The organism is Thioalkalivibrio sp. AKL10 (assembly GCF_000381845.1).
GTDB lineage: Bacteria > Pseudomonadota > Gammaproteobacteria > Ectothiorhodospirales > Ectothiorhodospiraceae > Thioalkalivibrio > Thioalkalivibrio versutus.
This window is the reverse complement of sequence record NZ_KB907144.1, coordinates 158,767-171,344: the sequence shown is the minus strand read 5'-3', so window position 1 is coordinate 171,344 and position 12,578 is coordinate 158,767. Positions and strand designations below refer to the sequence as shown.

Annotated in this window: 9 protein-coding genes and 1 pseudogene; 9 read left to right on the top strand and 1 reads right to left on the bottom strand. The window is 62.3% G+C overall.

The genetic code is table 11. From position 1 onward, the window contains the following. Positions 1 to 201: 201 nt before the first annotated feature. The 6 genes and pseudogenes from G333_RS0109500 to G333_RS14355 all read left to right on the top strand — a co-directional run. Complete coding sequence (locus G333_RS0109500; protein WP_019628347.1) at positions 202 to 1,368, top strand: nucleotide sugar dehydrogenase; 1,167 nt, start codon at positions 202 to 204, stop codon at positions 1,366 to 1,368. 314 nt (positions 1,369 to 1,682) lie between these two features. Then, entirely contained in the window at positions 1,683 to 2,639 is a 957-nt protein-coding gene (locus tag G333_RS0109495; RefSeq protein WP_019628346.1) for a hypothetical protein, read from the top strand. Between the two features lie 142 nt (positions 2,640 to 2,781). Next, positions 2,782 to 3,528: a class I SAM-dependent methyltransferase gene (locus G333_RS0109490; protein WP_019628345.1), complete on the top strand. Its 747-nt coding sequence runs from the start codon at positions 2,782 to 2,784 to the stop codon at positions 3,526 to 3,528. Further along, entirely contained in the window at positions 3,525 to 4,487 is a 963-nt protein-coding gene (locus G333_RS0109485) for a hypothetical protein (protein WP_019628344.1), read from the top strand. The genes G333_RS0109490 and G333_RS0109485 overlap by 4 nt, the downstream gene beginning before the upstream one ends. Positions 4,488 to 4,515: 28 nt before the next feature. Beyond that, positions 4,516 to 4,902 (top strand): hypothetical protein, encoded by a 387-nt coding sequence (locus tag G333_RS0109480; RefSeq protein ID WP_019628343.1) that lies wholly within the window; start codon positions 4,516 to 4,518, stop codon positions 4,900 to 4,902. Between the two features lie 263 nt (positions 4,903 to 5,165). Then, positions 5,166 to 5,480, top strand: a pseudogene (locus tag G333_RS14355) (MarR family EPS-associated transcriptional regulator); the annotation flags it as partial. Positions 5,481 to 5,564: 84 nt separating this feature from the next. Here the strand turns inward: G333_RS14355 and G333_RS14350 are convergent. Then, positions 5,565 to 6,542, bottom strand: coding sequence for an IS110 family transposase (locus tag G333_RS14350; RefSeq protein ID WP_019628341.1), 978 nt, complete (start codon positions 6,540 to 6,542; stop codon positions 5,565 to 5,567). A 748-nt stretch (positions 6,543 to 7,290) separates the two neighbouring features. Between G333_RS14350 and G333_RS0109465 the strand changes: the two genes are divergently transcribed. Genes G333_RS0109465 through G333_RS0109455 form a run of 3 tightly spaced genes read left to right on the top strand, consistent with a single transcriptional unit; the run spans position 7,291 to position 12,412 of the window. After that, a complete protein-coding gene (locus G333_RS0109465; RefSeq protein WP_019628340.1) occupies positions 7,291 to 8,919 on the top strand; it encodes a hypothetical protein in 1,629 nt (542 codons plus the stop codon). Continuing rightward, positions 8,916 to 9,848, top strand: coding sequence for a glycosyltransferase family 2 protein (locus G333_RS0109460; protein WP_019628339.1), 933 nt, complete (start codon positions 8,916 to 8,918; stop codon positions 9,846 to 9,848). Before G333_RS0109465 ends, G333_RS0109460 begins: the two co-directional genes overlap by 4 nt. Next, positions 9,782 to 12,412, top strand: coding sequence for an alginate lyase family protein (locus G333_RS0109455; protein WP_231373043.1), 2,631 nt, complete (start codon positions 9,782 to 9,784; stop codon positions 12,410 to 12,412). The genes G333_RS0109460 and G333_RS0109455 overlap by 67 nt, the downstream gene beginning before the upstream one ends. Positions 12,413 to 12,578: the final 166 nt, after the last annotated feature.

The following is a 12,578-nucleotide window of genomic DNA, read 5'->3' as shown; positions in this document are numbered from 1 at the left end:
TCGCACCATTGTTCATGGCGCCCCAGTATCCTCGGGCGCTGGGCAAACGTGCCAACGCCCCTGTAGGAGCCGCCTTGGCGGCGAAGCCCCTGCCAAAGTCCGGCGCGGGCAGGGGCTTCGCCTGCGAGCAGGCTCCTACGGGGCTCGGACGCACGGCCGACGAACTTGGCTACACCAATTGCAACAGGAAGGAAACCAGGAATGAAAATCGCAGTCGCCGGAACCGGCTACGTCGGGCTATCCAATGCCGTCTTGCTCGCGCAGCACCATGAAGTCGTCGCGCTCGACGTGGTGCCGGAGAAGGTCGAGCAGATCAACCGCAAGCACTCCCCGATCATCGATGTCGAGATCCAGGACTTCCTGGAAAACCACGCGCTGAACCTCAAGGCCACGCTGGACAAGCAGGAAGCCTACGCGGATGCGGACTTCGTGATCATTGCCACGCCCACGGACTACGACCCGCAGACCAATTACTTCAATACCAACACCGTCGAATCCGTGATCCGCGACGTGCTGGCGATCAACCCGCACGCCACGATGGTCATCAAGTCCACCGTGCCGGTCGGTTACACGCGCGAGATCCGCGCGCAGATGGAGACCGACAACATCCTGTTCTCGCCCGAGTTCCTGCGCGAGGGCCGGGCCCTGTACGACAACCTGCACCCCTCCCGCATCATCGTCGGCGAACAGTCCGACCGCGCCGAGACCTTCGCCGGCTTGTTGGCCGAGGGCGCGGTGGACAAGGACATCCCGATTCTTTTCACCAACTCCACCGAGGCCGAGGCGATCAAGCTGTTCGCCAACACCTACCTGGCCATGCGGGTGGCGTACTTCAACGAGCTGGATAGCTACGCCGAGATCCACGGCCTCGACACGCGCCAGATCATCGATGGCGTCTGCCTGGATCCGCGCATCGGCAGCCACTACAACAACCCGTCGTTTGGTTACGGCGGCTACTGCCTGCCGAAGGACACCAAGCAGCTACTGGCCAACTACGACGAGATCCCCAACAACATTATCGGTGCGATCGTCGACGCCAACCGTACGCGCAAGGACTTCGTGGCCGATGCGGTCATTCGGCGCAATCCGCAGGTGGTGGGCATTTACCGTCTGGTGATGAAGAGCGGCTCCGATAACTTCCGCGCCTCCGCCATCCAGGGCGTGATGAAGCGCATCAAGGCGAAGGGCATCGAGGTCGTCGTCTACGAGCCGGAACTGCCCGAAGACGACTTCTACCGCTCCCGCGTCATCCGCGACCTGGAAGAGTTCAAGCGCATCGCCGACGTCATCGTCGCCAACCGCATCACCGACGACATCCGCGACCATGCGGACAAGATCTATACCCGCGATCTTTTCGGCAGTGACTGACCCGTGTGCTCAATCCAGTCCGAGCGATAGGGGTGGGCGAGGTTCCGCGCGAACCTATTGGAGAGAGTGTGCTGGGGACCGGCCATCATGCGCGAGAGGGAAAATGGCACCGTGTTTGATAGCGGCTGTTGACCTCCAACATTCTTCCTTGACCAGTGTCGGCCCTGCTCGCTGCGATGCGTGCATCAAAGGGAGCTGGCAACTTCGGTTGCGCCTTGGGTTGACGCTCAAGCAGTGTCCCTTTTAGGGTTGCCCCGACCGTGTATTTAACCTTGGAAAACACGCGGTCGGGGCTAAGGGAAAAGGGAGGAAGTATGCAGAAGGATCGTTTCAAGTCGTCAGCCATTCGCGCGGCGCTGGGGTTTGGCGCCGCCGGACTTGCCATGCCGTTCGGGTCTGCTGCAGTCGCAGCTCCGGTGGGAAACCTGGCGGCATCACCAGACAATCGCTTCTCGGTCGACATCGGCCTGGAACATTCGCGACGCGACATGCACCAGCGGGGAACCGCCAACTACTGGACGTTTACTTCAGGGGGTGAAGCGCTTACCGAAGGTTTCCGGGGACTGGACGCTCGCGAAGACCAGACGGATCTCTACGCACAGATTAATTTTTCGGTTACCCCGCGTATCGAGTTGTACGGACGGGCGGGAGCCACCCGCACCCGCCTGACGGATTTCGATTCCTTCAATTATGCGCTGACGGAAGAAGACGGCACTGCCCGCATGACCACGGAGATCGGGCCGTTTGACGCTGATGTCGGCGAATTCAGTTCCGGGTCGACCAGCACGGGCTGGCTAGCGGCATTGGGAGCCAAGTTCGATCTGCACGAGTGGGAGGATCATGGCGCTGGCCTGACTCTCGATGTGATGTATCAGATTCGAGATGCAGGAGGGGGATGGGACTTGATGACTCCCTTCTTTGCTGGGGGCGGTGATCCGGTTTACCCCCCCGGGGAAGATCGCGTCCATGTGGATGGCTACAAGAGTTCCGAATGGCATGCAGCCCTGATTCTGGAACGTCGTGTCGGGTCTTTCCGGCCTTACGGTGGGATCAAGTATTCCCGGATCAAGAGCGACTATGATCTGGAGCGTTCCAGTGATCTTGACTTCCTGGATGGTGAAAGTGGCACCCTGCGGATGCGGAACGACCGCGAGGTTGGCTTCCTGGGGGGCATGGAATACCTGATGACATCCAATATGAGCCTGACGGGCGAGATCCGTGCGGGCGACGAAACCGCGCTCAACCTGGGCCTGCGTTATCGGTTCGAGTAGTTGCGCCTGGCAGCGGTGTCGTGAGGTGACCCATACAGTAAGCGGTCTCCGAATGGGATCTCTTACGGCCCTGATCCCGGCCACCTGCCGGGATCGGTTCACGCCGGTCCGGATGCCCGGTCTCGTGGTCTGACTTCCCCAGATGTCCGACTATGAAACCCTGTTCGAGGCGCGAGGCTCGAGCTATCAAAGGGCCATGGAGCTTGCGCCCGCCGCTCGTGACGAAGAATTCCTGCAATTGCTGGATCATGCTTCGCTGGCGGCCGGGGTTGTGGTGGCCGACGTTCCTTCGGGCGGGGGCTACCTTGAGCGCTATCTGCCTGAGGGGGTCCGCCACTGGACGCATGAGCCCTGCAGTGCCTTTCTGGCCAAGGCCCACCCCTCCAAATCTTCCAGACCACTGCTGCCATTTCCATGGCCGGCACGGTCAGTCGACGTGGTGGTCAGCCTGGCCGGTGTGCATCATCTGGATGACAAGAGCGCTTTCCTTGCGGAGTGCCGTCGTGTAGCGAGGCCAGCCGGGCAGCTGGTGCTGAGTGACGTCGATGAATGTTCACCGATCACTCGATTCCTGGACGACTTTGTCGGCAAGTTCAACAGCACGGGGCACCATGGCTACTATCTTTCCGATTCGGAAGTTGCGCGGTTGCGGGACTCTGGGTGGGCAGTGCGTTCCGATTCTCCGGTACCCCTTCGCTGGCGATTCAAAGAGCGTCGCGAGATGACGGAGTTCTTCAGGCTGTTGTTCGATCTCCGTGGAATCGGCCCGGCGGAGCTGGAAGGCGAGATCCGTGACCGCCTTGGGGTGCACGAAAAGCCGGACGGCTCCCTTGATGTGCACTGGGAGTTGAGAACCGTTGTCGCGACAGCGGATAGCGAACCTGCATGATTCTGCCTGCGCCCGAATTGCGCGTCCTCGCCGTTTTTCAGCGGGACGGCACGACGATTCACGACTATCTGTTCAATTACCTGTGGAAGAACTGTTCGATACGGCTCGACTGCGAACGCATTGAAGATGTGACGCACACTCAAGTGCGACGGGCAGACGTTGTGCTTATTGCGGCTTGCAACGCCTCAATGGAACACGAACGTTTGCTTCAGATTGAGTCATGGAGTGACGGGCTCAATCGCCCGGTGCTCAATAGGCCCGGGGCGTTGCTGGCGTCCGAGCGAGTCGCCCTTTCGCATAAGCTCCAGCGCGAGGGTATCGCAACGGCACGGGTGAAATACGTGCCGAACCGTGAGTCCCTGCTGACCGAGAGCGAACTTCGGGTCCCCCTGATTTTGAGAAGCGAGCTGTCCCATCTCGGCACGACGATGAAGAAGGTCGATGGGGTCGAGGACTTGTATGCGCTCGACGACGGATATTTCCACTCCAGGACCATTGCAGCGGAGTTTTTCGACTACGTCGATGCGGATGGCTACTACCGAAAGTATCGCTGTGCCGTGGTGGGAGACTCGGTGATTCCTCGACACGTAATTTCGTCTCGTGACTGGAATATACATGCGGATTCGCGCGACAAAGACCGAATCGAGCAGCACCGCAAGGAGCATATCGAGTTCGTGAACGGCGAGCTTGCGGAGTCCGCCGAACTGCTTCGTGCCAGAGAGGCCACCGGGCTCGACTACGCCATCGTGGATTACGCCCTGATGCGTGATGGCAGGCCCTTCATTTTCGAAATGAACCCGTGCTACAGCATTATGGATGCGCAGACCTTCAAGCGTCCCTCCGCTCTTGCGCTACGGGAGGTGCACCACTATTGCAGGGCGTTCGGAGAGTACCTGTACCGCTGTGCCGGGCGTTCCGCACCCGTCCCGCAATACGCTACCGAGCCTCTAGTGCTTTGAAACCTCTATCGGAAAGGGCCGCCCCGCGATGAAACCCAGCCTCGATGATCTGTTGATCTGCGATGACGTCCGGCGTGAAGACGATGGACGCCTGTCCTTGATGGGTGTACACACGGGCGCCACTGTGGTTGTTCACCAGCTTCCCACCATTATCTCGCAACTGTCCTTCGTCTTGCGTTTCTCGGGTCTTGAGCGCGAGCTGGAGCTATCCTCGAGGATCAAGGCCCCGGACGGGCACGAGGCGCATCCAGCACCGGGCCGCAAGCTCGCCCCGCAGACGCAAGCGGGCGAAGCCCTGTATGTCCTGCAGGCAGCTCCGATCCAGATCAGCGTCGCGGGATGGCACGAACTTCACATCAAGCTTGGTGCAACCACGCTCAAGACGGGTTTCCGAGTCGTTCAGCCTGACTCGTGAAGTCCAGGCTTTCACCCGCGCATTCGCTCAGGGGGGTGACGGTGTGGTAGTTCACTCATCGGAACCTGTCGGGGCTCTGGTTTTCCGCGTAAGCGCATGCGGCTCGAAATGATTCGACCGGGCGGAACGCGCGGTGTTGGAACGTTCGCTGAACAGGTAGCGAAAGCGTCTAACACTTGCGTTTGCCCATGCTGCGCGTGCGTGGTCCAATGCGCGCTCAACGCGTGAATGCAGTCGCCGTTAAGTGGCTTTGGACCGGCAGGTTGATCAACGACGATCCCAAGTACCAGGTACTTCGCCTGCTGGAGGCGGATCCGGAGATGAGCCAGCACCAGATCGCGCGGGCGCTAGGGCTGTCCGTTGGCAAGACCCACTACGCGCTGAAGGCGCTGCTGGATCGCGGCTGGGTAAAGACTCAGAACTTTCGCCGCTTCGACAATCGCTGCGTCTACCTGTACAAGCTGAGCCCGGGCCGTCTGCAGGAGAAGGCACGCCTGGCGTATCACCTGCTCAAACGCAAACGCGCCGGGCACGAGACGCTGATGACCGAGATTGAACAAATGCGCGCGGACATCCAGCAAAATGGCCAAACCCCCTGTAGGAGCGCAGCCCCTGCGCCATGGGGCGCTGGTGATGCCCCAATCGACCAGGGGGCTGGCATCCTACACCTGCGGTGGCTCCGAGACCTGTAGGAGATTCTGTGTCTCTCCACAAGGGATCTTAGGTTGGTAATCGGTCTGATTGTTCATCAGAGCGAAGGCGACGCGGGCCAGCTTTCGAGCCAAGGCGTTCAGGGCCTGGGTCGTCGCCAGGCCACGGCCCAGGCAGCGCTGGTAGTAGTCGTTCCAGGCGGGTTTGGACTTGGCCTGCATCGCGGCCAGATAGAGCAGCCGTCGCAACTCGGGGTCGCCCTGTTTGGTGAGTTTGCGTTGCCCCCGTTTCGTGCCGGAGTCGCGGATGCGGACATCCAGCCCCAGAAAGGCGACGAACGCATCACCGCTGCGGAAGGCCCCCCGCTGGAACGCCATGGTCAGGCCTGCCGCGGTGAGCGGTCCGACGCCCTCGATCTGCTGGCAGCGTCGGGCGTGATCCGACCAGCCGGCGCGACCGACCGTCTCGCGCAGCACACGCTGGAGGACGGCATCCAGCCGACCGATCTCCTGAAGCAGCTGCTTCAGGTTGGACTGCAGTTCGGGTACGCCTCGCAGACTCTGCTCCAGCATGACCCGTGCCCGCACCAGCGTGGCACGCTGGCGCAGCAGCTTTTGCAGGGTCCGGTAGCCCTCGGGTGGCGGTGTCCAGGGGCGCAGTTCGTCCTGTTCGCGTTGCAGATAACGCACCAGAAGCCGAGCATCCCCGGCATCGGTCTTGGCCCGGCCACCGATGCTCTCGCGGTAGCGATTGAGGCGATAGCCATTGATCAGATACACCCGGTGGCCCTGATGATGAGCCTCCAGAGCCAGGGCCAGGTGATAGTCGTTGGTCGCCTCCAGGGCGAAGTCGGCCGGCCCCTCCAGGCCACGGACCCACCGGCGGATCGCCGGGAGCTCGTTGGGACACGGCTGTGCGGTTTCACCGTCGATACTGATCCACAACTCGGCCTTGCCGACATCGACCCCGATCCGATGCGTTGCCATCATCACACCTCCCGAGCTAGCTTGGAGTGGTCTGTCGGGGCCTCACCGAACGCTGGCTTGCCATCTATCGTCGGTCCCGAGCCGATCGATTCCTTATCGGCGTTTAAGGTGAGGGGTGGGACGAACTCTCCTACCGTCTGTGCCACAGGCCAGATGCGGGCCTCGTCCCTCCACCCCGACAGACCCTTTCTAGGCCTGCCACGGGTAAACATACAAGCGCAGCCCTCTGCGCGATGGGGTGCTGGATGTGCCCAATCGGCCAGGGGGCTGGCCTCCTACGGTTCTTGGGGGTATTCCTGCTGGTAGGAGCGCAGCCCTCTGCGCGATGGGGTGGTGGGTGATGCCCAATCGGCCAGGGGGCTGGCCTCCTACGGTTCTTGGGGGTATTCCTGCTGGTAGGAGCGCAGCCCTCTGCGCGATGGGGTGGTGGGTGATGCCATCGGCCGGCGTCGGTTGATTTAGGACTTTGGTGGCACCATTTGTATGAGCGACGTCATCGCAGCCTGCTGTATTGCTGGCGATATCCGTGATCGGGCCGACAAGATCGGCATTTTCAAGCTGTCAGGTGCCATGAGGGGCGTAGTATCCTTGTCTCCTTTCCGCACACAGGCGCCGAGCCCGCTCGACGATCCTGTTCCCTTTGTTCCGGCAGCGGTTGGTCAGCTTGATTCGCGACATTCTGTACAGCCTGAGATGGAATAGCCGTCTGGGAGCCAAGTTTTTCTGGGCCGTCCCAACGGCTACCAGTGGGGTGGTGCTGTTTACCCTGGTATCGCAGCTGTCCATGCTGCTCGCCTTTTTCCTTCCGCTGAAGGTCATCATCCTGCTGGGTTCGGACGGCATCCCCCGGTATTTCCCGCCGGCCTTCGAGCAGTTCGACCGCGATGCGCTGATCGTCTGGCTGAGTATTGCCACCGTCGCGTTCTACGCCCTGTACCTCGTGGCGGAACGGATCGTGGAGTTCGGCGGCGAGCGGGGTTCCCGGGCTCTGCTCGCACGCAGCCGCAAGATGGTCCTGTTCGAGAACCAGGACGAGCTCGCCGCCCGCGCCTACAAGCGCCATGCCGAGGTGATTGCGGGAGCCGTGTTCCTGCTGCTGGCCGTGGTCGTTCTGTTCTGGCTCTATCCGGGTGTGGCGTTCCTTGTCTCGGGCTACCTACTTCTGGTCACTGCGGTGCTCGTGAGCGTGCTTGCCACGAACACGGGTTTCCGGAGCCGTTTTCAGGAGAACCTGAACGGCTGGCTAAGCGTCCTTTCGGGTACGGGCTTCATGCTGGCCTTTGCCTACCTGGTGATCGATTTCCTGTATCTGGATCCACCGGGGTTGATCCCCGCGATCATCGCGTTGTTGTTATCGCGCCAGAGCTTTGGGCGGCTGTCGAGTGTGGTCTCGGGGCTGGTGGGGCAGCACAGCCAGAAGGCCAAGCTGAGCGCGTTGTTCTTCCACTCGACTGCCTTCAGCCCGGAAGAGGACGACAAAAAGGAATCGATCTGGACGCTGCTGGCGCCAAAAGCCCGACGGGAATGGGTGCCGGACCTGGTTGCGGAAATGGTTGGGGAGACTGTGCCCGCCGACATGGATATCCAGTGGTGGCAGACGGACGTTTCCAATGTGGGTGTCCTGCATTGTGTCGTTCCGGGGGGGCGGAGCCTCTTTATCAAGCTGTTCGCGCCAGCGCGCGCCTCGTACGCCCAGCACGAAGCGACCTTGCTCGCGGATTCGCCAAAAGGCCTCCCCGGGCTGGCATGGATCGGCACGACGCAGGTTCGAGGCTTTCATTGCCACGTGTTGCAGGCTCCCGAAGATCTACCAGAACGCCAGGGCGATGCCTCCCGGGGCGTAGAGGAGATTCGCAAAGCCCTGCTCCTGGTGCGTCCGCCGCAGTCCCTGCTGACCCGTTACCAGCGTTCCCGACTGATGCTCTGGCAGCGCCTGCACGAAGGCATGCTGGATCGCCTGCAGATCGCCGTAACCGATCCCGCAACACAGACGAAACTGGATGCGCTTCGCGCCCAGCTGCAAAACTGGCGCGACCAGCTTGCGGCGCTGCCTCCTGCGCTCACAACCTCTGGCATAGGGCCTGGCAACATTGTGCTAACCCGCTCGGGGCAGGCGTGCCTGATCCACTGGGGGCAATGGGTGATCGAACCCGCAGGGGCCTCCTGGCCGGGCAAGCCGAAAAGCCTGCAGGCACTCGAGGAGATGAGCGACGAGCTCGGCTGCCCGCACCGCGGTTTGACACTCGCGGCATTGAGCTTTGAGTTCGAGATGCACTTTGACCGGCAGCGCTATACCCGGGCGCTCAGACTGGTGCCGCGAATCGCCGGGCTGCTGACAGCGGAGCACGAGCCCGCGGTTCTTGAGGTTGAGCCGTCATGACCGGGACTCCTGCCGTGACTGCAACCGACGTGACATGCCAGTGCGAGGGGAAGCAGCCAACCCGCCCGGCTTACTCCGTCATTGTGCCGGTCTATGATCACTGGTCGCTTGTACCCGAGCTGCTGGATTGCCTGCGAGTGCAGACCCTGCCGCAAGACGAGTTCGAAGTGGTCCTGATCAACAATGGCTTGAAGCCTTTTGTGGCGCCCCGGACGCTTCCCCGCAACGTTCGTATCCTGCAGTGTGACAGGCGGGGTTCCTACGCCGCCCGAAACGCCGGGGTGTCGGCAGCCGTCGGGGACTGGATGGTATTCACGGATGCGGATTGCCGCCCGGTGCCCGAGTGGCTCGAAGCTATGAGAGACGCAAGCAGAAAAGAGCCCGGAGACGTTCTGCTGGCCGGCCCCGTCGAGATGTATGCGGACACTCTTCGGCCCAATGCCTACCAGATCTATGATCTGATCCGCGGCATCCCGCAGGAGCACTACGTGCGCCGCGGGTATGCCGCCACCGCCAACCTTCTGATTCCACGATCGGTTGTGGAGGAATTGGGTGGTTTCGACGCTACGCGATTTTCGGGTGGTGATGCCGATCTTTGCCGCCGCGCGGTTGCCCGCGGGTATCCCATCCGCTTTGTCCCCGAGGCGCTGGTGTACCACCCGGCCCGTGTGTCCTGGGAAGAAGTGGTAGCCAAGGCGCGTCGAATCAAGGGTGGCCAAATCCTGTCTGGTTCGAGCACCTCACGCACGTACTGGGTGTTACGGACGCTGCTGCCGCCGGTACCCCTGTATTACCGGTATGCGCTGGCGAGCCAATACCCCGTTCGGTATCGGCTGATCAGCCTGGCGGTGCAGTCCCGATTGTGGGGCCACGAACTGATCGAGACGCTGCGCCTGCTGAAGCGCCTCTCGCGCCGTCAGCGGTCATAGGCGCTCGGCGCAGCCCCGCCGCCCCGAGTCGGTGTATAACCCAAAGTAACAACCGCAAAAGGATTCGCCACACAATGCCGACAGAAGCTCATCCTTCCGGTCCAGCCGAACAAGGTGGCGGTTTTGTCTCCATCGAGAAGGCGATTCTTCTGGACGTGTGTCTCGGTGTACCGTTGGGCTATGTCTGGTTTCGGGTCCCCGCCGCTTATGATGCCGAGGCCTCGCTGGTCAAGCCGGATACCTGTCTGTTTCGGGGTGAGCAGCTCGCGTTCATGAAAGACCGGTACGAAGCCGGTGATCCCGACATTGGCCGGGCAGTCGACAGCCTGAGCGAAAAAGCCGACCAACTGCTGGAGCGTGCGCCCTTCTCGGTGACGAACAAGCAGGGGCGGCCCGCATCCGGCGATCCACACGACTACTACAGCCTGGCCAAATACTGGTGGCCCAACCCGGACACCACCGATGGTCTGCCCTTCGTCCGGGAGGACGGGCGGATCAACCCCGACTGCTATTCCGACACCTACGACTTCTCCGAATTCGAGGCATTTGCCGAGGCCGTACTTGCGCTCGCGCTGGCGGCCTTCCTGACCGGCGACCGGCGTTATGTCGACCAGGGTGCGCGTCTTCTTCGGGCCTGGTGCGTGGACGAAGACACCCGGCAGAACCCGCATTTCCAGCACGCCCAGGCGGTCCCCGGCGAGAAGGATGGTGGCTGGCAGGGCATCATTGAGGCCCGGCGCCTGATCTATGTCACCGAGTCGGCCCGGCTTCTGGAGGCAGCGGGTGGTCTGACCGCGGACGACGTGCACCTCATCCAGAAATGGTTTTCCGACCTGCTGCAATGGATGACGGAAAGCGAGTTGGGTAAAACGGCGGCGGCGCGCAACAACAACATCGCCTTCTGGTACGACGTGCAGCGGATGGTGTACGCGGACTTCTGTGGCAAGGACGACCTGGCCACCGGCATCGCCCGCGATGTCTCGATCCCCCGGCTGCAGGAGCAGATGCAGGAGGACGGCAGCCTGCCTGCGGAGCTGGTGCGCGCGTATCCCCAGGACTACGTGGCGTTTACAGTTATGGCCATGGCCCTGATCAGCCGCGTGGGAGAAAAGCACGGCCTGGAGCTATGGGAACCGCGCGAGGCCGATGGCCACGGCTTTCGGGTGGCGCACGACTGGCTGCGCCGCGTGAGCCGCAGCCATCAGTTGCTGGAGAATCTGTGGCAGCAGGACGGGAACGCGCTGTCCGGCGCGGCCGCCGCAGACGGCGGCGAAACCACGGCGCGCTGGGACGGCGAGCAAATAGCCAAGTTGGAGGATCTCGGTGTTCAGTTGCGGTCCCTGGCGCATATTGCCCAGGCGCGCCGCCAGCAACTCGCGACAGAACGCAAACGTGCGGCCGAAAAGGCAGACACGACCCTGCGCGACATACGGGAAGCGCACGAACGCGAACGCCAGGGCTTTCAGGCTCAGCTGGACGCGGCCACCGCCACCGGGAATCGCCACGCCGAACAGGCAGAGTCCCTTGAGCAGCAGCTCGCGGATACCCGCAAGGAGCTGGAACAGCTTCGCGCAGAGCACAAAGCCGCACTGGAGGAGGCCGAAGCCACCAAGCTGCAGGAACTGCAAGATCTCCAGAACGCGCACGAGAAGGAAAAGCGCTATCTGCAGGCCCAGATCGAAGCCGCGAAAACCATGTGGGGCCACCATGGTGAACAAGAGTCCGAACTGAAGCACAAGCTCAGCGAGCTGCGCAGCGAGGTCAATGCCAGCCGCAAGGAGTGCGCCGACACTCGCAAGGCGCTCAAAAGCGCCCAGGAGCGGCTGGAGGAGGCCCGCACGGTGCATCAGCAGTCCATCGAGGCGCCCGAGGCCGACAAGCAGCGGGAGCTTCAGGAATACCGGGACGCACACGAACGGGAGAAGCACTACCTGCAGGCACAGCTGGATACCGCTAACGCCATGTGGGGTTGGTATGCCGCCCGTGCGGGCGAAGCGGGCCCCTCGGCCGATGCGGCCGTGGCCCTGTCCACCGGCCACAACGAGCCGGCCCTGGCCGGCCGGGCTGACGCGACAGCGCCCCGGCGGGCGAAGCCGGCAAGCGCGAAGCGAAGCGCCAAGGCGAAAAACGACCGCCGCGAGCGCGTACGCCACTACCAGGAAATGGTCCGCTATGCGGAAAAACTGGAAAAACAGTACACCGCCCTGTTAAGCAGCCGGTCCTGGCGGACGCCCGGTGCGGGCAGGGTGCTCCATCGGCGGCTCAAGGGGCTGGTCGGCGGCCGGGTGCCCGGGCACAGCCAGTGGCCTTCCCGCCCCGGCGCGATGAACCCCGAATACGCCCGTTTGGGGCGTGATGAACTCGCCAAGCGGATCGCCAAAGGCGATATCCAGGCCATTCGTCGCTACGCCCTGGCGCTGGAAAAAAAGATTACCGTTCTGGTGAACTCCACGAGCTGGAAGGTGATGGCGCCGGTGCGGGTAGCCGGCCGGGCCTATCGTCGGGTTATCATGCGCCGGCCAGCAGACCGCACGCGGTTGCCCAAACGACCCAAACACTTCTGAACTGAGCTGGATCAATAATCCCCATTGTGCCTGGCCCCATGGTTTCCGGGGGCATGCCTCGGTAGGTGCGGACTACAGGCACAGTGCCGGGCGCCATGGGGAAGTCGACAGCACGATTTGAATACCTGGTTGCGCAAGTGTTGCTGCGCACCCGTACCCACGGATG